This is a genomic window from Pelagibacterium lacus (assembly GCF_003345525.1).
Classification (GTDB): Bacteria; Pseudomonadota; Alphaproteobacteria; order Rhizobiales; family Devosiaceae; genus Pelagibacterium; species Pelagibacterium lacus.
In genome coordinates this window covers 138201-158642 of the sequence record NZ_QQNH01000006.1, presented here as the reverse complement: position 1 = coordinate 158642, position 20442 = coordinate 138201, and the positions used below count along the sequence as shown (strand labels likewise).

Annotated in this window: 20 protein-coding genes; 14 read left to right on the top strand and 6 right to left on the bottom strand. The window is 67.0% G+C overall.

Annotated features, from left to right (window positions below):
• Positions 1 to 47: 47 nt before the first annotated feature.
• The 12 genes from trpS (at position 48) to DVH29_RS06685 (ending at position 9253) form a co-directional block, all read left to right on the top strand.
• Complete coding sequence (gene trpS / locus DVH29_RS06740; RefSeq protein WP_114645399.1) at positions 48 to 1082, top strand: tryptophan--tRNA ligase; 1035 nt, start codon at positions 48 to 50, stop codon at positions 1080 to 1082.
• Between the two features lie 67 nt (positions 1083 to 1149).
• Complete coding sequence (locus DVH29_RS06735; RefSeq protein ID WP_114645398.1) at positions 1150 to 1644, top strand: universal stress protein; 495 nt, start codon at positions 1150 to 1152, stop codon at positions 1642 to 1644.
• A gap of 141 nt (positions 1645 to 1785) precedes the next feature.
• Entirely contained in the window at positions 1786 to 2355 is a 570-nt protein-coding gene (locus tag DVH29_RS06730) for a NifU family protein (protein WP_114645397.1), read from the top strand.
• A 172-nt stretch (positions 2356 to 2527) separates the two neighbouring features.
• Positions 2528 to 2716, top strand: coding sequence for a twin-arginine translocase TatA/TatE family subunit (gene tatA / locus DVH29_RS06725; RefSeq protein ID WP_114645396.1), 189 nt, complete (start codon positions 2528 to 2530; stop codon positions 2714 to 2716).
• Positions 2717 to 2757: 41 nt separating this feature from the next.
• On the top strand, positions 2758 to 3357 hold the full coding sequence (gene tsaB, locus DVH29_RS06720) for a tRNA (adenosine(37)-N6)-threonylcarbamoyltransferase complex dimerization subunit type 1 TsaB (RefSeq protein WP_114645395.1): 600 nt from the start codon (positions 2758 to 2760) through the stop codon (positions 3355 to 3357).
• On the top strand, positions 3354 to 3833 hold the full coding sequence (gene rimI / locus DVH29_RS06715) for a ribosomal protein S18-alanine N-acetyltransferase (protein WP_114645394.1): 480 nt from the start codon (positions 3354 to 3356) through the stop codon (positions 3831 to 3833). The genes tsaB and rimI overlap by 4 nt, the downstream gene beginning before the upstream one ends.
• Positions 3834 to 3879: 46 nt before the next feature.
• Positions 3880 to 4314 carry a Fur family transcriptional regulator gene (locus DVH29_RS06710; protein ID WP_114645393.1) on the top strand — a complete coding sequence of 145 codons (435 nt, stop codon included), beginning with the start codon at positions 3880 to 3882 and terminating at the stop codon, positions 4312 to 4314.
• A 10-nt stretch (positions 4315 to 4324) separates the two neighbouring features.
• Complete coding sequence (locus DVH29_RS06705) at positions 4325 to 5137, top strand: lysophospholipid acyltransferase family protein (protein ID WP_114645392.1); 813 nt, start codon at positions 4325 to 4327, stop codon at positions 5135 to 5137.
• The gene (miaB, locus tag DVH29_RS06700) at positions 5134 to 6516 is read left to right on the top strand and encodes a tRNA (N6-isopentenyl adenosine(37)-C2)-methylthiotransferase MiaB (RefSeq protein WP_114645391.1); all 1383 of its coding nucleotides are present in this window, start codon (positions 5134 to 5136) and stop codon (positions 6514 to 6516) included. The genes DVH29_RS06705 and miaB overlap by 4 nt, the downstream gene beginning before the upstream one ends.
• 49 nt (positions 6517 to 6565) lie before the next feature.
• Positions 6566 to 7597, top strand: coding sequence for a PhoH family protein (locus DVH29_RS06695; RefSeq protein ID WP_114645390.1), 1032 nt, complete (start codon positions 6566 to 6568; stop codon positions 7595 to 7597).
• Complete coding sequence (gene ybeY, locus DVH29_RS06690; RefSeq protein WP_114645389.1) at positions 7594 to 8085, top strand: rRNA maturation RNase YbeY; 492 nt, start codon at positions 7594 to 7596, stop codon at positions 8083 to 8085. Before DVH29_RS06695 ends, ybeY begins: the two co-directional genes overlap by 4 nt.
• Before the next feature lie 46 nt (positions 8086 to 8131).
• Positions 8132 to 9253, top strand: a complete 1122-nt coding sequence (locus tag DVH29_RS06685) for a hemolysin family protein (protein WP_245944902.1) — start codon at positions 8132 to 8134, stop codon at positions 9251 to 9253.
• 34 nt (positions 9254 to 9287) lie between these two features.
• On the opposite strand, the gene DVH29_RS06680 is transcribed toward DVH29_RS06685, so the two are convergent.
• A complete protein-coding gene (locus tag DVH29_RS06680) occupies positions 9288 to 9839 on the bottom strand; it encodes an ActR/PrrA/RegA family redox response regulator transcription factor (protein WP_114645388.1) in 552 nt (183 codons plus the stop codon).
• Positions 9840 to 9907: 68 nt separating this feature from the next.
• Positions 9908 to 11245, bottom strand: a complete 1338-nt coding sequence (locus DVH29_RS06675; protein WP_211198139.1) for an ActS/PrrB/RegB family redox-sensitive histidine kinase — start codon at positions 11243 to 11245, stop codon at positions 9908 to 9910.
• A 149-nt stretch (positions 11246 to 11394) separates the two neighbouring features.
• On the opposite strand from DVH29_RS06675, the gene DVH29_RS06670 reads away from it, so the two are divergent.
• The gene (locus tag DVH29_RS06670) at positions 11395 to 11832 is read left to right on the top strand and encodes a DUF2852 domain-containing protein (protein ID WP_114645387.1); all 438 of its coding nucleotides are present in this window, start codon (positions 11395 to 11397) and stop codon (positions 11830 to 11832) included.
• A 313-nt stretch (positions 11833 to 12145) separates the two neighbouring features.
• On the top strand, positions 12146 to 12880 hold the full coding sequence (locus tag DVH29_RS16350; protein ID WP_158541588.1) for a M48 family metallopeptidase: 735 nt from the start codon (positions 12146 to 12148) through the stop codon (positions 12878 to 12880).
• Between the two features lie 54 nt (positions 12881 to 12934).
• On the opposite strand, the gene DVH29_RS06660 is transcribed toward DVH29_RS16350, so the two are convergent.
• The 4 genes from DVH29_RS06660 to dnaN all read right to left on the bottom strand — a co-directional run bounded on the left by DVH29_RS06660 (position 12935) and on the right by dnaN (position 20268).
• Positions 12935 to 15061 carry a transglycosylase domain-containing protein gene (locus DVH29_RS06660; protein ID WP_114645385.1) on the bottom strand — a complete coding sequence of 709 codons (2127 nt, stop codon included), beginning with the start codon at positions 15059 to 15061 and terminating at the stop codon, positions 12935 to 12937.
• A gap of 195 nt (positions 15062 to 15256) precedes the next feature.
• Positions 15257 to 17686, bottom strand: coding sequence for a DNA topoisomerase (ATP-hydrolyzing) subunit B (gene gyrB, locus DVH29_RS06655; protein WP_114645384.1), 2430 nt, complete (start codon positions 17684 to 17686; stop codon positions 15257 to 15259).
• A gap of 111 nt (positions 17687 to 17797) precedes the next feature.
• Entirely contained in the window at positions 17798 to 18922 is a 1125-nt protein-coding gene (gene recF, locus DVH29_RS06650) for a DNA replication/repair protein RecF (RefSeq protein WP_114645383.1), read from the bottom strand.
• Positions 18923 to 19149: 227 nt separating this feature from the next.
• Entirely contained in the window at positions 19150 to 20268 is a 1119-nt protein-coding gene (gene dnaN / locus DVH29_RS06645) for a DNA polymerase III subunit beta (protein WP_114645382.1), read from the bottom strand.
• Positions 20269 to 20442 lie beyond the last annotated feature (174 nt).

Below are 20442 nucleotides of genomic sequence, written 5' to 3'. Positions count from 1 at the left end.
CTAAACCGCTGGAGCATTTCCCGCACATTTTAGGGACGGTCCCATCCATGGCTTTCACCAATCGCGTCTTTTCCGGCATCAAGCCTTCGGGCGATCTGCATCTGGGCAATTATCTCGGCGCCATCCGCCGCTTCGTGCCCCTGCAGCAGCAGTACGAGTGCATCTATTGCGTCGTCGACATGCACGCGATCACCGTCTGGCAGGACCCCGCCGATTTGAGGCGCCGAACCTATGAGATTGCCGCCGCCTATATCGCGGCCGGGGTCGATCCGAAAAACCACATCATTTTCAATCAGTCCCAGGTGGCCGAGCACGCCGAACTGGCCTGGGTGTTCAACTGCGTCGCCCGCATGGGATGGATGGCGCGCATGACCCAGTTCAAGGACAAGGCGGGCAAGAATTCCGAGAACGTCTCGCTGGGGCTCTTCGCCTACCCATCGCTGATGGCGGCCGATATCCTCCTTTACAAGGCCACTCATGTGCCGGTGGGTGAGGACCAGAAGCAGCATCTGGAACTGGCTCGTGACATCGCCGCCAAGTTCAACCACGACTTCGCGCCCTCAATCGCCGCCAACGGGTATGGGGAGGAATTCTTCCCCCAGCCCGAACCGGTGATCACCGGCCCGGCGACCCGGGTGATGAGCCTGCGCGACGGCACCAAGAAGATGAGCAAATCGGAGTCCGGCTCGGACATGGCCACCATCTATCTGATGGACGATGCCGATACGATCACCAGGAAGATCAAGAAGGCCAAGACCGACGCCGACGCCCTCCCCTCGGAGGCCAAGGGCCTGGAAAACCGGGCCGAAGCCGCCAATCTGGTCGGCATCTACGCGGCGCTGTCCGACCGGTCGGTGGAGGCGGTGCTGGCCGAATTCGGCGGCCAGGGCTTCGGGACCTTCAAGCCGGCCCTGGCCGAGCTCGCCGTCTCGGTGCTCGGCCCGCAGGCGGCGGAAATGCGCCGGCTGGTGGCCGATCCGGGCGAGATCGAGGCCATCCTGCGCCAGGGGGCCGACCGGGCCCGCGAACTCGCCGCCCGCACCATGACCGAAGTGCACGATATCGTCGGCTTTATTCGCTGACGCTTGCGTCCCAGTTGCGGGCCGTGCGAAAATACCGGCTGCCCGCAACGACAGACGGACGGTTTTCTTGAGCGAAAACAAAGACTTGATCGACGACGAATACAAGCGTAAATTCCTTGTCATCGTCGACGATACGCCCGAATGCGCCAAGGCGGTGACCTTTGCCGCCCTGCGCGTGCGCCGCACCGGCGGCACCGTGGTGCTGCTCTCGATCATCGAGCCCGACCAGTTCCAGCACTGGCTCGGCGTCGAGGAGGTGATGCGCACCGAAGCCTATGAAACCTGCCAGAATCTGCAGGCCCGGCACGCCGCCAACATCGCCGCCTTCGGCTCGATAAAGACCGAGAAACTGGTGCGCGAGGGCAAGAAGACCGACGTGATCGAGGCGCTTCTGGCCGAGGACCCCGACATCGCCATCCTGGTGCTGGCGGCGGCTGATTCCTCGGAAGGGCCGGGGCCGCTGGTGACCCAGATCGCGGCCCGCGGGCACAATGCCTTCCGGGTGCCGGTGACCGTGGTGCCCGGCTCGATCTCCGATGCCGACCTCGCCGCGCTCTGCTGATCGGCCCCGAACAAGCGTCGAAGTTCGGCGCACAGGCGTTGTAATTAGCTATTGTGCGCTTGCAAATTGCCGCAATGAGCCTATGTTGTGTGAACTTGGAATGGTTCTAAAGAACATTCCGACACGATGTGAGGCTCGATCATGTTCATTCAGACCGAAGCGACGCCGAATCCGGCGACGCTGAAATTCCTTCCCGGCCGCGACGTGCTGGCCGGCGAACCCCGCGACTTCCGCGATGCGGACACCGCCCGGCTGTCCCCCCTCGCCTCGGCGGTGTTTTCCATCGACGGCGTGCGCGGCGTCTTCCTGGGCGCGGACTTCGTCTCGGTGACCAAGGACGACGCCGTGGAGTGGGCGCATATCAAGCCCGCCATCCTCGGGGTGGTCATGGAGCACTTCATGAGCGGCAAGCCGATCCTGCTTGAGGGCGCAGCCGCCACGGCGACCGATTCGGGCGGAGATGAATTCTTCGACACCGAGGATGCCGAGACCGTCGAGGTGATCAAGGAACTGCTCGCCACCCGCGTGCGCCCCGCCGTCGCCATGGATGGCGGCGACATCACCTTCAAGGGCTACAAGGAAGGCACGGTGTTCCTGCACATGCAGGGCGCCTGCGCCGGCTGTCCCTCCTCCACCGCGACGCTCAAATCGGGCATCGAGAACCTCTTGCGCCACTTCGTTCCCGGCGTGGAACAGGTGCAGCAGATCTAAAGAAATAACAGAGATAGGCCTCACGCCTTGAACCGGGACCCCGCGCGCCAGACCGGCCGCGGGGTGCCGACTATTCGGCCCCACAATCGCCACGAGCCGGGCGCAGACCCCAAGGGTCCGCCCGCCGCACGCACCCCGCGCGCCGGCCGACGGGTTCGGAGTTTTCAGCGACATGGGTGCATTCAGCCTTCCCCATTGGCTCATCGTCCTCGCCGTGGTGCTCGTGGTGTTCGGCCCCGGCCGCATCGCCGGGGTGATGGGCGATCTGGGCCAGGGGCTCAGGAGCTTCCGCAAGGGTATGGCCGAGGAGGACCAGCCCGACCAGCCCGCCGACAGGGACCAGCCGTCCGACAAGCCCTGAAACCCTTGCGGCGCATCGGTTTTCTGATTAGAGCATCGTCAATGACGACGCCCGCAACCCTTGCCATCGACACGACGCGCGACCGCCTGCAACTGGCGCTGGTCATGGGCGACGGCGCGACAGCGACCGAAATCCGCGTCATCGCCAAGGGTCACGCCGAAGTGATCTTCGACGCCATCGCGGCGCTTCTGGCCCGGCAGGGCCTCGCCTATGCCAATCTCGACCGCCTTGCGGTGTCGACCGGGCCGGGCTCGTTCACCGGGCTGCGCATCGGGCTTTCCGCGGCGCGCGGGCTGGGGCTGGCCCTCGACATTCCCGTCATCGGCATCCCCTCGTTCCTTGCCCTGTCGCTGGGCAGGAGCGGGGCCGGCGACATCGTCGTCGACGCCAAACGCGGCGAGGCCTATCGCCAGAGTTTTTCGGCCCCCGGAGTGCCGTCCGGACCGGCTGAACTGGTGGCGCTCGAAGCGGCGTTGGCCCGGGCGGGGCGCGGTGCCCCCGACGATCCGGTGATCGACATCGCCGCCATGGCGGGCTTTGCGGCCCGGGTGACGCGGCCGGAGGATTTCCCCCCCGCGCCAAGCTATATAAGGGCCGCCGACGCCAAGCCGCAGACCGGGTTCGGGGTGGCGCGGCAATGAATTACTGGCTTGCACCGGCCGGGCGGCACGTGACGCGGGGCGAGACGCGGGACGCCGCCGCCATGGCGCGGCTGCACGCCGCCGGGTTCTTCCGCGGCTGGCCGGCCTCCGATTTCGAGGCCTATCTGGCCGATCCGCAAACCACCCCCGCCTATGTGGCGGTCGACGCCCGGCGCACCCTGGCCGGCTTCGCCATGCTGCGCTGCGCCGGCGCGGAATGCGAATTGCTGACCATCGCCGTTGATCCCAGGCTGCGCGGCAAGGGCATGGGACGGGCGCTGCTCGAAGCGGCCTTCGCCGACCTGGCCATGAGCCCGGTCACCTCCATGGTGCTCGAGGTGGACGAGACCAATCTGGCGGCGCAAAGGCTCTATCGCCGCTTCGGCTTTGCCGAGATCGGGCGGCGGCGCGGCTATTATCCCAAGCCCGATGGCAGCGCGGCCACCGCCCTTGTCATGCGCGCGGCGATCGGCTAACCGCAAGCGGGATCGCTTTCGCAAAGCGGCGGTATGGAGATGCGCCATGGCAGGCCAGTCGGTCGACCCAACTCTCGAAGAGCAATGCGTGGCGCGCAATATGCGCATGACCGAGCAGCGCCGGGTGATCGCCCGCGTGCTCGAGGCGGCCACCGACCACCCCGATGTGGAAGAGCTCTATCGCCGCGCCTCGGCCATCGACCCGAAAATCTCGCTCTCGACGGTCTATCGCACCGTCAACCTCTTCGAGGAGGCGGGGCTGGTCACCAAGCACGATTTCAAGGACGGGCGGGCCCGCTTCGAGCAGATCCCCGACGAGCACCACGATCACCTGATCGATATCCGCTCGGGCAAGGTCATCGAATTCCGCAATGAGGAGATCGAGGCCATCCAGGAGCTGATCGCCAAAAAACTCGGCTACAAGCTCATCGACCACCGGCTCGAGCTCTATGCGGTGCCCTTGACCGATCCGGAGAGCTGACCGCCCGACGATGATCGCGCGCCTTTGCTTTCTCGGCCTCGTCGTCCTGCCCTTCACCCTCCTCGCCCTGCCGCTGCAACTGGCGCTGCGGGCGCTGAACGTGCCGCTCTGGCGCCTGTTGCCGCTGGCCTTCTACCGCCTGCTGGCCGTGGGGCTCGGCCTGCGGGTGCGGCTCGAAGGGGAGAGGCTGGCCAAGGGGCCGGTGCTGCTGGTCGCCAACCATATCGGCTGGCTCGATATCGTCGCCATCGGCGCCGTCCTGCCGGTGAGCTTCGTCGCCAAGTCCGAGGTGGCGGGCTGGCCGCTGGTCGGCCCCATGGCGCGGCTGCAAAGGACCATTTTCGTCGACCGCCGCAAGCGCACCGATGCCGGGCGCACGGCGCGGGAAATGCGGGCCCGCATCGCCGAGGGCGGGCCGGTGCTGCTGTTTGCCGAAGGCACCTCCGATATCGGCACCCACGTGCTGCCCTTCCGCTCGGCCCTGCTGGGGGCGGCGCGCGATGCCATGGGCGAAGGCGAGGGCGCGGTGCCGGTGCAGCCCCTCGCCATCGCCTATACCAAAATCTCCGGCCTGCCCCTGTCGCGGGCCGACCGCCGCACCGTGGCCTGGATCGGGGATATGGGGGTGGGCGACAATCTGGGGGCGATCCTCTCCTCGGGGCCCAAACAGGTGGTGCTGGCGCTGGGCGCCCCGCTCGATGGCGCCGGCGACCGCAAGAGGGTGGCCCGGACGGCCGAGGCCGCGGTGCGCTCCATGCTGGGGGCGCTCAATCGCGGACACCCTTTGCCAAAGCCGGGGGAAGTGGTAAACCGCGCCTCATGAGCGAGAACCGGACCCTCCCCAACGCCAAGAAGGTCTTCATCAAGACCTATGGCTGCCAGATGAACGTCTATGACAGCGATCGGATGACCGACGCGCTGGCGCCGCATGGCTATGAGCCGACCCAGGAGATGGGCGAGGCCGACCTGGTGCTTCTGAACACCTGCCATATCCGCGAAAAGGCGGCGGAAAAGGTCTATTCCGAACTGGGCCGCATCCGCGATTTCCGCGACGAGCGCGGGCCGGACGCCAAGAAGATGCTGATCGGGGTGGCCGGCTGCGTCGCCCAGGCCGAGGGCGAGGAGATCATGGCGCGCGCGCCCGCCGTCGACCTGGTGTTCGGGCCGCAATCCTATCACCGCCTGCCCGAGCTGGTGGCGCGGGCCGGGACCGAACGGGTGGTCGACACCGAATTCCCCGAAGAGGACAAGTTCGCCCATCTGCCCGCGCCCCGGCGCGAGGTGACCATTTCGCGCGGGCTCACCGCCTTCCTCACCGTGCAGGAAGGCTGCGACAAGTTCTGCTCCTTCTGCGTGGTGCCCTATACGCGGGGAACGGAGGTGTCGCGCCCGGTGGCCCAGGTGCTGGCCGAAGCCCGGGCCCTGGCCGAGGGCGGGGTGAAGGAGGTGACGCTTCTGGGCCAGAACGTCAACGCCTATCACGGGCGCGACGATGCCGGCCGTCCGGTGAGCCTGGGGGCCCTGTGCCACAGGCTGGCCGAAATCGAGGGCATAGAGCGCATCCGCTACACCACCTCGCATCCGCGCGACATGGATGACGAGCTGATCGCCGCCCATCGCGATCTCGACAAGCTGATGCCCTATCTGCACCTGCCGGTGCAGTCGGGCTCCGACGCCATTTTGAAGGCCATGAACCGCAAGCACACGGCGGCCCATTATCTCGAACTGATCGAAAAGATCCGCGCCGCGCGCCCCGACATGGCGCTGTCGGGGGATTTCATCGTCGGCTTTCCCGGCGAGACCGATGCCGATTTCGAGGCTACCCTCGATATGGTGAAAGCAGTCGGCTACGCCTCGGCCTTCTCGTTCAAATATTCCACCCGCCCCGGCACCCCGGGCGCCACCATGGACAATCAGATCGAAGAGCATGTGAAGGCCGAGCGGCTCGAGGCGCTGCAGGTCGAGATCACCGTGCACCAGCAGGCCTTCAACGCCGGCTGCGTGGGGCTCGTCCTGCCGGTGCTGATCGAAAAGCCGGGGCGCAATCCCGGCCAGGTGGCCGGGCGCTCGCCCTATCTGCAGCCCGTGCACATCGCCGCCGACCCCGGCCTGATCGGCCAGATCCTGCCGGTGGAGATCGTCGGGCGGGCAAAAAATTCGCTCGAAGGCACAATTGTCACAGCCGAGCGCAGGGCGGTCTGATAGGCTCGCCGGGCACCAGAGTCGCCACGCCCTTCCGGAGCCCTCGCGCTTGACACGCAATCTGAGGTCGCAGACCGACCACGCCGCCGCCGCCCATCTCGAACTGGCCTTCGAGGACAACCGGCTCGTCTCCCAGCTCTACGGCGAGTTCGACCAGAACCTGGCGCTGATCGAGCAGCGCATGGGCGTCGAGGCCAATTCGCGCGGCAATCACGTCATGCTGCGCGGCGGCGCCAATGCGGTGGACCAGGCGCGCCGGGTGCTCGAATCGCTCTACGATATGCTCGAAGAGGGCAAGCCCGTCGGCCCGGGGGATGTGGACGGGGTCATCCGCATGGTGCAGACCGAGGACAACCAGCTGTCCCTCCCGACGCTGGAAAAGAAGGGCAAGGTGCGCATGGCCCAGATTGCCACGCGCAAGGCGACCATCGTGGCCCGCAACCCGGCCCAGGACGGCTATATCCGCGCCATGGACCGGTTCGAGCTGGTGTTCGGGGTCGGTCCGGCCGGCACCGGCAAGACCTATCTCGCCGTGGCGCATGCGGCGACGCTGCTCGAACGCGGCGAGATCTCGCGCATCATCCTGTCGCGCCCGGCGGTGGAGGCCGGCGAGCGGCTGGGCTTCCTGCCGGGGGATCTGAAGGAAAAGGTCGATCCCTATCTGCGCCCGCTCTATGACGCGCTCTACGACATGATGCAGCCCGAAGTGGTCGAACGCTGCCTCGCGGCGGGGACCATCGAGGTGGCCCCGCTCGCCTTCATGCGCGGGCGCACCCTCTCCAACGCGGCGGTGATCCTCGACGAGGCGCAGAACACCACCTCCATGCAGATGAAGATGTTCCTGACCCGGCTGGGCGAAAACTCGAAAATGATCGTCACCGGCGATCCCACCCAGGTCGATCTGCCGCGCGGGGAGCGCTCGGGGCTGGTCGAGGCGCTGGGCCTGCTCAGCGATATCGAGGGCATCCACATCACGCGGTTTTCCGACAAGGACGTGGTGCGCCACGCGCTGGTGGCCCGCATCGTGCGCGCCTATGAGGGCGGCGCCACCCCGGCGGCGGACGGAAAGCCCGGCGCGTGACCCCCGAACTCACCGTCGAAATCGCCGTCGAGGCCGGCGACTGGCCGGATACCCTCGCCCCCCTGGCCGAGCGCGCCCTCTCGGTGGCCCTCGCCAATTGCGGCTTTGCGATCGAGGGGCCATGCGAGGTCTCGCTGCTGCTGACCGGGGATGCGGGCCAGCAGGCGCTCAACCGCCAATGGCGCGGCAAGGACCAGCCGACCAATGTGCTCTCCTTCCCCGCCATCGGCCCCGAGGACGCGGTCGAGGGGCTGCTGGGCGATATTTCGCTGGCCTATGAGACACTTGGCCGCGAGGCCGAGGCGCTGGACAAGCCCTTCGAGGCCCATTTCGTGCATCTGCTCGTGCACGGCCTGCTGCACCTTCTCGGCCATGATCATCAAACCGAAGAAGAAGCCCTTGCCATGGAGGCAAAGGAAACCGATATTATGGCCCTGATGGGCTATCCCGACCCCTATGACGGGCAGGATCTCATCGTGGGGGTGTGACCCCCCTTTTCGCGCAACGAGATACGGAGTGCCGCGGCCGGGCCCCATGACGACGCCCACCGCACCCCAGATGACCGATAACGATCAATCTAGCGCCGCGGCGCGCCGGCCGCATCGCCCTTCGGGCGACGATTCCCTTTCCCCGACATCGAGCGAGAAAAAGCCATCGCTGTGGACGCGCGTGCGCGCGCTCCTGCCCGGCAAGACGGCTTCGCTGCGGACCGACCTGCGGGAGGCTCTCGAAGCCCCGGTCCTGCCCTCGGATACGAGCTTTTCCGCGTCCGAGCGCACCATCCTGCAAAACGTGCTCAAGCTGGGCGAATTGCGGGTGGAGGACGTCATGGTCCCCCGCGCTGATATCGAGGCGGTGGAGACCGGCGTCAATGTCGGCTATGTGATCGACCGCTTCCGCCAGGTCGGCCATTCGCGCATGCCGGTCTATGAGGAGAGCCTCGACAAGGTCGTGGGCATGATCCACATCAAGGACGTGCTCGAAGCGGTGACCGAGCCGGCCAAATCGGCCGCCCCCACCGCCGGCAACGGCGCCAACGGGCACAACAACCAGAGCCCGGTGAAATTCCTCTCTCCCGTGCTCAAGCAGCGCATCGGCAAGCTCGACCTGGTGCGCAAGATGCTGTTCGTGCCCCCCTCCATGCCGGTCACCGACCTCCTGGCCCAGATGCAGGCCACCCATATCCACATGGCGGTGGTGATCGACGAATATGGCGGCACCGACGGCCTGGCCACCATCGAGGACCTGCTCGAAGCCGTGGTCGGCAATATCGAGGACGAGCACGACGAGGGCGAGGCCTCCATGCTGCGCGCCGTGGGCGATGACGTCTATATCGCCGATGCGCGGGTGGAACTGGCCGATCTCGTCGAGACCATCGGCAGCGATTTCGATCCCGGCGACTATGCCGAGGAGGTCGACACCCTGGGCGGGCTGGTCTTTGCGCTGGCCGGACGGGTTCCGGTGCGCGGGGAGGTGATCTCCAGGCTCAAGGGCTTCGAGCTCGAAATCACCCGCGCCGATGCGCGGCGCATCAAGCAGGTGCGCATCTCGCGCAAACGGCGCAAGCCGCGGCTGATGATCGCTGGTCCCAAGCCCGAGGCGCGGCCGGACGCGGCCGCAAAGCCCGAGGACGGCAACCAGCACGCCGCCGAGTGATCGGCGGCAGTTTTTCCGCAGATAAGGCCCCGATCTATCGCGGGGCGCGCTTGGCGAGGATGCGCTGCAAGGTGCGCCGGTGCATGTTGAGCCGGCGCGCGGTTTCCGAGACGTTGCGGTCGCACAATTCATAGACCCGCTGGATATGCTCCCAGCGCACCCGGTCGGCCGACATGGGGTTTTCCGGCGGCTCGGGCTTGATCTCCTCGCTGGCCAGCAGCGCCTTGACGATATCGTCGGCATCGGCGGGCTTGGCGAGATAGTCGACGGCCCCCAGCTTCACCGCAGTGACCGCGGTGGCGATATTGCCATAGCCGGTCAGCACCACCACCCGCGCATCGGGGCGCTTTTCGTGCAGCGCCGAGACCACTTCGAGCCCGTTGCCGTCCTCGAGCCGCAGGTCGATCACCGCGAAGGCCGGGGGCGCGGCGCCGAGCGCCGCCAGCCCTCCCGCCACGCTGTCGGCGCTGGTCACGATGAAGCCGCGCTTGTCCATGGCGCGCTCCAACCGGGTCAGGAACGGCTTGTCGTCATCGACCAGCAGCAGGGTGCGTTCGGCTTCGGGGAGATCGTTGATATCGGTCATGGATAATTCCTCTCGCGCAACGGTTTATGACCAATCGGGCCAAAGGTCAAAATCTAGAGTTGCATTTTTCATGCGGTTCGCGAGGCTTCCTCGGCCAGCACGTCGCGCGGCCAGCGAATCTCGACGCTGGCATAGCCATTGGCGCGGGCGTTGAAAAAGCGCAGCGAGGCGCCGGTGCGCTCCAGCAGCGTCTTGGCGATGAACACCCCCAGGCCCAGCCCGCCCCCGGCATCGGGATTGCGCGGATCGTCCCGCCCCCGGAACTTGGTGGTGAGATAGGGTTCGCCCAGCCGGCTGAGAAGGTCGGGCGGGAAGCCCGGCCCGTCATCGGTAATGGCGATCATCACCCTTTTGCCGTCCCAATCGGCGGAGATGGTCACGGTTTCGCGCGCGAACTGCACCGCGTTCTCGATGAGGTTCCCCAGCCCGTAGAGCAGCCCCACATTGCGCGCGATCACCGGCTCATGGGCGTTCGATCCGGTATCGAGCACGATGGACTTGCCAGCCACCAGGGCCGGGCCCTCATGGGGCTTGGCCAGCTCGGCGACGATGTCCGAGAGGGTGGCGGTGTCGAAAATGTCCGAGCCGCCGGGGCGCAGGCTGCGCAGCTTGCCCAGAATGGCCCGGCAGCGCGCCACCTGCCCGATGATGAGGTCGAGATCGTCGGCCAGCTCCCCCTCCCCGGCCTCGCGGCGGATCTCCTTGGCGGCCAGCGCGATGGTGGCCAGCGGGGTGCCCAGCTCATGGGCGGCGGCGGCCGCCAGCCCGTCCAGCGCCGAGAGCTGCTGCTGGCGCGACAGGGCCAGTTCGGTGATGGTGAGTGCATCGACCAGCTGGCGCGCCTCATGCGCCACCCGGTTGGTATAGCCGGCCACGAACACCACTCCGGCGACCAGCGCGACCCACACCCCGGTGAGATAGATCTGCGGCGGGAAGAACGGCAGCTCCTCGTTCCAGGGCAGGGGCAGGTGGAAGAGGGCCAGGATGCTGGCGACGCTGACCACCAGCGTCCCCAGCCAGATGGTGTTGCGGGTCGAGAGCGTCGAGGCCGAGACCGAGACCGGGGCGAGCAGCAGCAGCGCGAAGGGATTGCCCAGCCCGCCGGTGAGGAACAGCAGCCCGCCCAGTTGCAGGCTGTCATAGACGAGCTGGTAGAAGGCGAGGCGCGGCGAGGGCCGGTGGGCCGGGCCATAGCGCACCAGCAGCCCCACATTGAGCAGCATGGAGAGCCCGATCAGCAACAGGCACGGGCCGAGCGGCAGCGCATAGCCGAGGCCGAAGGCGACGAAGATCACCGCGCTCGCCTGCCCCGCCACCGCCAGCCAGCGCAGCAGCACGAGGGTTTCCAGCCGCATGGTATGGACCGATGGCGAAGGCGGCATGGTGGCGGAGGCGAGCTCTGGCATGGCGGAAAATCCCCTTGGGTGCGGCCGACAGGCCGGGCGTATGGGAAAATTATAGCAGATTTCAAGAGGCAAAAATTGCGACCTTGCGTCTTGATGGCGCCGGGGGGCTTCCCAAATGTAGCGTGTTCGAGACTGGAGAGACTGAACCAATGAACACTGCACTGATCAAACCTGCCTGGTCCCCGCTTACGATCGCCTTGATGGTGCTGGGCTTCATCGTCTTCTGGCCGCTTGGCATGGCGGTGCTCGCCTACATCCTGTGGGGCGAGTATATGGGCGGCAGCCAGGAAAAGGCCGATGCCTGGGTGAAACGGCAGGCGGAAGGCTTCAAGTCGCGCCGTTCCTGCCGCTCCGCCCCGCGCGGCTTCGCCTCGACCTCGACCGGCAATGCCGCCTTCGACGAATACCGCGAAGAGCAGCTCCGCCGCCTCGACGAGGAGCGCCGCAAGCTCGATGAAGACCGTGCGGCCTTCGAGGAGCACCTGGCCAATCTGCACAAGGCCCGCGACCGCGAAGAGTTCGACCGCTTCATGCGCGAGCGCAACGCCCAGCGCGGCGAGCCCGAAGGCGATCGCCAGGGCTATTGACACACACCGGCCGGCCCGGGGATTTCCGCGGGCCGGCCAGCTTCATTCGGTCGCACTTGCGAACCGCTGCGAAGCTCCCCATCTATCCCCTGACACGAGCGAATCGCCGGCTGCGGCCGGCGGCTCCTGTGACCGGCTTGCGGGACGTTCCCCCTCCCTTGATCCCGTAAGCCCGCCTTGGGTTCCCTCCACCCAAGGCACCTATGGAAAGCGGTGCGGCTCCGGCCGCGCCGCTTTCTTGTTTTCGGGCCGGCGTTTCTCCGAATCGCATAAACTCGGCCGACCCCCGCCGCCTTCTTTCGCGAGATATGCCTTGGGACTGACCCGCCTGCTCCGCCGCGCCCCGATCCCCCAGACCGTCGAGGTGGTGACCGCTTCCGGGCCGGTGGCGGTCGGCGTGCGGGTCAATCCGCGGGCCCGGTCCTATCGGCTGAGCGTTTCGGCCCGGGGCGAACCGGTGCTGACCCTGCCGCGCGGCGGGCACTGGAGCGAGGCCGAAGCCTTCCTCGAGCGCAATCGCGGCTGGCTCGATGCCCGGCTGGCCCGGCTCGCCACCCCCTGGCGCCTTGCGCCGGACGGGCTGGTGCCCCTGCGCGGGGTCGATCACGCCATAATCGTCTCGGACAGTGCGCGTGGGCGGGTGTGGGTGGAGGCGGGCGAAGGGGGGCCAAAGCTCCATGTGCCCGGCGGGCCCGATCACTTCCGACGCCGGCTGCTCGACTGGCTGAAGGCGGAGGCCCGTGCCGATCTGGAGCGGGCCTCGGCGCGCCACGCGGCGGCGCTGGGGGTGAGCATCGCCGCCATCAAGCTGCGCGACCAGACGACGCGCTGGGGGTCGTGCTCGTCGAGCGGCACGCTCAACTACAATTGGCGCCTGATCCTCGCCCCCGATTTCGTGCTCGATTATGTGGCGGCCCATGAGGTGGCCCATCGCGTCGAGATGAACCACAGCCCGGCCTTCTGGCGCACATTGGCGCGCGCCCTGCCCGATTATGGGCGCGGCCAGGCCTGGCTCAAGGCCCATGGCGCCAAGCTGATGGCGCTCTGAAACGACAAAAGGCCCGGATCGCTCCGGGCCTTTTATCGTCGATAGCTGCTGAATTTATCCGCCGAACAAGCCGTTGAGCAGGTTGCCGATCCCGTCATCGGCCGGGCCGAGCAATTGCGGCTGCTGCTGTTGCTGTTGCGGCATCGGCTGGGGCTGCTGGCCGGGCTGGCCCTGGATCTGGTCGATGGTCACCGGGATGCCGGTGGCCGGCACCGTATCCTGCATAGGCACCGCGACGCGATCCTGCAGGCGGACATAATGGCCCGGCAGGTTGGCGACCGTGAGCCCCTGATGCGCCTCGGTCATGATGTCGCGCCAGATCTGGGCCGGGATGGCGCCCCCCGACAGGCCCCGCGTCGGGGAATCGTCGTCATTGCCCAGCCATACCCCGCCGACATAATTGGCGGTATAGCCCACGAACACCGCGTCGCGATTGCGCTGCGAGGTGCCGGTCTTGCCCGCCATCGGCCAGTTGCCGAGCTGGGCGGCGCGGCCCGTGCCCGCCTGCACGCCGGTCTGCAGCATGTCGTTCATCATCCCCACCTGCTCGTCGGTGAGGACGCGCCCCGGCCCGGCATCGGAGGCTTCGTAGAGCACTTCGCCATCCACGGTGCTGATGCGGGTGATGACATTGGGCACCACCCCATAGCCGCCATTGGCAAACGGGGTGTAGCCGGCGGTCAATTCCAGCAGCGAGACCTCCTGCGTGCCCAGGGCGATGGCCGGCACCGCCTGGAAATTGGAGGAAAAGCCCATGCGATAGGCGGTTTCCACCACGTTTTCCGGGCCCACATCGATGGCCAGCCGCGCCGCCACCGTGTTGACGGAAAAGGCCAGCGCGTCGCGCAACAGGATCGGGCCCACATAGCGGCCATTGGCGTTTTCGGGGGCCCAGCCATTGTAGTTGAGCGGCTCGTCCACCATCAGCGTGTCGGGCGTATAGCCCATCTGCAGCGCGGTGAGGTAGATGAAGGGCTTGAAGGCCGAGCCGGGCTGGCGCCGCGCCGTCACCGCGCGGTTATAGGTCGACTGGGTATAGTCGGCCCCGCCCACCAGGGCCCGCACCCGCCCGTCGGTATCGAGCGCCACGAAGGCGGCCTGGGAGAAGTCGCGCTCCGCCCCGTGCTGGGCGATGGCTTCCTTGACCACGAATTCAGCGTGCTTTTGCAGGTCCCACTCGATGGTGGTGTCGACCACCACGTCCGAATTGACCTCGCCGAGATAGTCGTTCATCAGCGTCTCGACCCAGTCGGCGACGTAATATTCGGCCCCGGCCACGCGCTGGGTGGTGATCTCGGCATTGATGTCGGCCTGGGCGGCCTGGGCCTGCGCCTCGGTGATGTAGCCGGCCCGCACCATATTGGCGAGGGCGAGCTGCTGGCGGGCCCGCGCCCGGTCGGGATGGGATTTGGGATTGTAATAGCTCGGCGCCGGCAGGATGCCGGCCAGCATCGCCGCCTGGCCCAGCGAAAGATTGCGGGCCGAAATGCCGAAATAGGTCTGGGCGGCGGCCTCGATGCCGGTGGCGCCCGAGCCGAAATGCACCCGGTTGAGATAGAGCTCGAGGATCTGGTCCTTGGTGTAGTTCTGCTCCAGCCACACGGCCAGCAGCGCTTCCTGCACCTTGCGGCCCAGGGTCTGGTCGGGGGTGAGGAACAGGTTCTTGGCCACCTGCTGGGTGATGGTCGAGGCGCCGCGGGTCACCCCGCGCGCTCGGACCATCTCGACGGCCACCGAAGCGAGGCCGATGGGGTCGACGCCGAAATGGGAATAGAAGCGCCGGTCTTCGCTGGCCACCACCGCCTGGCCGACATATTCGGGCAGTTCGTGGATGCCCACCGCCTCGCCGCCGGTCTGGCCGCGATTGGTGAGCAATTGCCCATTCGAGGCCAGGACGCGGATATTGGGCGGGCGCTGCGGCACTTCCCAGGTCGAGGACGAGCCCAGGTCGCCCCCGTAATAGACCACGATGCCGGCCACCGCGACCCCGCCGATCAGCAGGAGGGTGAAGCAGAAATAGGCCAGCCCGACGATGAACTTCATGCCGCCCGAGCGCTTGCGCTTGGGATTTTTGGGCTTGCGCGGCTTGCCGCCGCCACTGGAGCGCGGCTTGGCGCCCTGGGCCCGGGGCTTGCGCGCCCGGCTGTCGACGCGATCATCGGGAGAGAGGCGAAGATCCATCAAGGGTCACTTTCAGGCCGGGTTGCAAGGGTCGGGCGAAGCGCGGCGCGGCCGGTGCGGGGCGCGGCATGGGGCGGTGCCAGCGCCACCCCATCGACCATCAACGCTATCGCGGCCAATTGTGGCCGGTTTATGTGGCATTTTCCAGAGTTTTCGCTGCTTGTGTCGCGGCTGCAACACCTGAGGAGGCTCCCGTCAGATGTCGAGATTGGAGACCGAAAGGGCGTTGTCCTGGATGAAATCGCGGCGCGGCTCGACCAGATCACCCATCAGCTGGGTGAAAATGGAATCCGCGTCGTCGCTTTCCTTGATCTGCACCTGGAGCAGCGTGCGGCCATTGGGGTCCATGGTGGTTTCCCAAAGCTGCTCGGCGTTCATTTCCCCCAGCCCCTTGTAGCGCTGCATGGAGACGCCCTTGGAGCCGGCCGCCATGACGATGGAGAACAGCGAGCGCGGGCCATAGACCTCGCTCGTCACGTCCTTGCGGGTGAGGGCCGGCACGCCGCCATAGATCTCGTCGAGCTTGCCCGCGAGGTTGCGCAGCTTGCGCGCATCGGCCGAACCGAGCAGCGCCGCGTCCAGCGTATGGGTCTCGGTGACCCCGCGCACCACGCGCGAGAAGGTAAAGCCCCCCTCGCCGTCCAGCCGGCCCTCCCAGGTCCGCTCGGTCTCCTCGGACATGCGGTTGAGCCGGTTGGCGACCCGGTCGGCCAGGGCCTGGGCCGCCTGCGGGTCCTCCATGGCCTCGGGATCGAGGGCGCCGACCACGGCGGCCTGCTCGATCATCTGCCGGTTGTAGCGCGAATTCTGGTTCTCGATCAGATGGTTGAGGTCGCGCGCCTGCTCGACGATGCCCAGAAGGTCCTGCCCGCTATGGGCCGAGCCAGCCCGCGTGGTGAGGATGGCGTCGTCGGTGCCCCCGGCAAGGAGATAGTCCTCATGGGCTCGCTCGTCCTTGAGATATTGCTCGGAGCGCCCGCGCGTCACCTTATAGAGCGGCGGCTGGGCGATATAGAGATATCCGCGCTCGATGATCTCGCGCATCTGGCGGTAGAAGAAGGTCAGCAGCAGGGTGCGGATATGGGCGCCGTCCACGTCGGCGTCGGTCATGATGATGATCTTGTGGTAGCGCAGCTTGTCGGGGTTGAACTCCTCGCGCCCGATGCCGGTGCCCAGCGCGGTGATCAGCGTGCCCACCTGATCGGAGGAGATCATGCGGTCGAACCGGGCCCGCTCGACATTGAGGATCTTGCCGCGCAGCGGCAGCACCGCCTGGGTGGCGCGGTCGCGGCCCTGCTTGGCCGAGCCGCCGGCCGAATCGCCCTCGACGATGAAGATTTCCGCCTTGGCCGGGTCACGCTCCTGGCAGTCGGCGAGCTTGCCGGGGAGCGACGAGATTTCCAGCGCCGATTTGCGCCGGGTCAATTCGCGCGCCTTGCGCGCCGCCTCGCGGGCCGCGGCGGCCTCGGCCACCTTGGTGACGATGGCCTTGCTCTCGGTGGGATGCTCCTCGAACCACTGGTTGAGCTTTTCGTTGACCACGTTCTCGACCACGGGGCGGACTTCGGACGAAACGAGCTTGTCCTTGGTCTGGGAGGAGAATTTGGGATCGGGCACCTTGACCGAAAGCACGCAGGTCAGCCCCTCGCGGGTGTCGTCGCCGGTCAGCGAGACCTTTTCGCGCTTGGTGACCCCCGAACTCTCCGCATAGCCGATCACCTGCCGGGTCAGCGCGCCGCGCAGGCCGGCCAGATGCGTGCCGCCATCGCGCTGCGGGATGTTGTTGGTGAAGCACAGGACGTTTTCGTGATAGCTGTCGTTCCACCACAGCGCCACCTCGACGGTGATGCCGTCCTTTTCCGCGCTGAGCGAGATCGGGGCGTCGAGCAGCGGGGTCTTGCTCTTGTCGAGATATTTGACGAAGGCCTCGAGCCCGCCCTCGTAATAAAGATCGGTCTCGACCACTTCGGGGTGGCGCAGGTCCTTCAAGACGATGTGCACGCCGGAATTGAGGAAGGCCAGTTCGCGCAGCCGATGTTCGAGCGTCTTGTAGTCGAACTCGATCATGGTGAAGGTTTCGGTCGACGGCATGAAGGTGACCATGGTGCCCGAGCGGCCCTCATAGTCGCCCACCACGGCGAGCGGGGCGTCGGCGACCCCATGGGTGAAGCTCATGGCGTGGACCTTGCCGCCCTGGCGGATCGAGAGTTTCAGCCAGACCGAGAGTGCGTTGACCACCGAGACGCCCACCCCGTGCAGCCCGCCCGAGACCTTGTAGGAATTCTGGTCGAACTTGCCGCCCGCATGCAGCTGGGTCATGATCACTTCGGCGGCGGAAATCCCCTCCTCCTTGTGGATGCCGGTGGGGATGCCGCGCCCATTGTCGGTGACGGTGACCGAGCCATCGGCATTGAGGGTCACGGTGACGAGGTCCGCATGGCCGGCCAGCGCCTCGTCGATGGCGTTGTCGACCACCTCGGTGACCATGTGGTGCAGGCCGGTGCCGTCATCGGTGTCCCCGATATACATGCCGGGGCGCTTTCTCACCGCATCGAGGCCCTTGAGGACCTTGATCGAATCCGCGCCATAGTCTGCATCATTGGGGATGGGGGGCGTGTCGCTCATCGAGGAATAGAATCAGCCTTGTTGGGAATTGCTTCTTTGTAGCGCAAAGGGCGGTTATCCCCAAGCAATTTGCCGCTTTTTCGGCAATTGCGCGGGGAAAGGGGCGCAGGATTACTGGCCCGGGTGGAGCGCGCCGGCCGCGACAGTGAAACGCTGGGCGTGGGCGCCCAGATCGGCGAACAGGATGGGGTCGGTGCCGGTCATCCAGCATTGGGTGCCGAGCCGGTCGAGGGCGGAAAACAGCGCCCGGCGGCGGGCCGGATCGAGATGGGCGGCGATCTCGTCGAGCAGGAGGATCGGGGTGATCCCGGTCATCTGCCCCACCAGCCGGGCATGCACCAGCACCAGCCCGATCAAGAGCGCCTTCTGCTCGCCGGTCGAGCACAGCCCGGCCGGCATGGATTTGGGCGCGTGGGTAACCATGAGGTCGACCCGGTGCGGCCCCAGCGTGGTGCGCCCGGCCGCCCTGTCGAGGGCCCGGAGCCCCCGCCATTGGGCGGCAAGGCTCTCCTCGAGCGCGCCGGCGGTTTCCGGCACCGGGCCGTCGAACACCGGGGTGAGGGCCAGCTGCGCCTCCGGAAAGCCGGTCTCCTCGAGATTGGCGCGCATCAGCGCCTGCAGATGGGCCAGGGAATCGGCGCGGGCGAAATAGAGCGCGCTGGCCAGTTCCGCCATCTGCGCCTCGATGGCTGAGATCCAGGCCGGATCGCCCGCCTCGGCCAAGAGCCGGTTGCGCTGGCGCATGGCGGATTCGAAATCGCTGACCGTGCGCGAATGGCCGGGCTGCAGCGTGGTCACCAGCCGGTCGAGGAAGCGTCGCCGCTCGCCGGCCGGGCCGGTAAAGAGCCCGTCCATGGCCGGGGTGAGCCACAACACCCGCACATGGTCGCTCATCTGCTCGACGCTTCTGGCATTGGCGCCGTTGATGCGCACCCGGCGGGCCGCGGCGTCGGGGGTGGCGCCGGTGCCGATATCGACCGGGCCATAGGGGGTCTCGATGGTGGCCGCCACGGCCCACAGCCCGTCGCCCCCGGCGATGGCCAGGGTCTCGAACCCGGCCCGCCGCAGGCCGCGCCCGGGGGCCAGGAGCGAGATCGCCTCGATGAGATTGGTCTTGCCGGCCCCGTTCTCGCCGGTCAGCACCACATGGCGGGCATCGAGATCGAGCGCCGCCGAGGCGTAGTTGCGGAAGCCGGTGAGCCGCAGGCGGGAGATGTGGCGGCGATCATCGCTCATTGCGCAAGGTCCGATGCCATCGGGGTGGTCGCCGGCGCCGCGCCCCCCTCATCCGTCTCGCCCTGCGGGCGATCCACCTTCTCCCACCAGGGGAGAAGGAAAGAGGGCAACGCAGGGCTCCCCAAAAGAGCCCCCTCTCCCCTGCTGGGAGAGGGTCGGGGTGAGGGGGGCGCTGAGCCGGTGGAGGATCGGGACGGCCGGCGGGACATCACCGACAATGCCAGCCCTCACACCCGCATCGGCATCAGGACGAACAGGGCCTGGGCGTCGCCTTCTTCCTTGACCAGCGTGGGGGAGCCGGCGTCGTTGAACAGGAACAGCGCGTTCTCGGTGCGGATCTGGGAGACGATCTCCAGCATGTAGCGGGCGTTGAAGCCGATCTCGAAACTGTCGAGCTCGAAATCCACCGGCAATTCCTCATTGGCCGTGCCGTGGTCGGGATTGGTCACCGACAATTCGAGCTGGCCGGGGGTGAGCGAGAGCTTGACCGCCTTGCCGCCGCGCTCGGACGCAATGGTCGAGACGCGGTCGACGGCGCGGGCCAGGGAGGCCCGGTCGACGGTGAGCAGCTTGTCGTTGTTCTTGGGCGTCACCCGCTCGTAATCGGGGAAACTCCCCTCGATGAGCTTGGAGAGCAGCACGACGCCTCCCAGGGTGAAGCGGATCTTGGTGTCCGAAAGTTCGACCGCGACCCCCTCTTCCACCCCGTCGAGGAGTTTTAGAACTTCCGCCACGGTCTTGCGCGGAATGATGATGCCCGGCATGCCCGCCGAGCCCGCGGGAGCCTCGGCCTCGACCCGGGCCAGCCGGTGCCCGTCCGTGGCCACGGCCCGCATCACCACCCCGCCCGGCCCGTCCACCGTGTGGACGAAGATGCCGTTGAGATAATAGCGGGTCTCCTCGTTGGAGATGGCGAACTGGGTGCGCTCGATCAAATCCCTGAGGGTGGCGACAGCAATGGTGAAGCTGTGGGTGAAGGCGCCGGACTTGAGATCGGGGAAGCCGTCGGGATTGAGGCAGGCGAGGTGGAAGCGCGAGCGGCCCGAGGAGATCAGCATCTGGTCGTTGCCGTCGGTCTCCAGCACCACATCGGCCCCGTCCGAGAGCTTGCGCACGATCTCATACAGCGTGTGGGCGGGCACGGTGGTGGTGCCGGGCGTGCCGGTCATGGCCGGGACGGTTTCGGTCACCTCGATATCGAGATCGGTGGCGCGCAGGTCGAGCCCGTCCCCGGTGGCGCTCATCAGGACGTTGGCGAGGATGGGATAGGTGTTGCGCCGTTCCACCACGCGGTGCACATGGCCCAGCGATTTCAACAGATGGTTGCGCTCCAGCGTGACCTTCATCGCGTCGTCTACCCCTGATCGTCCGTGTTAGCTTCCGGCCGAAACGCCGGGCGGAGACCCTGCATCGGACGGGGAAAAAACGCAAGGGCCCAGCCGCGCCAAACAGCGGCCGGGCGCGTGAGGGGGGCGCCCCAAAGAAACACCCTCCCCTTGACGGGGAGGGTTGGGTTGGGG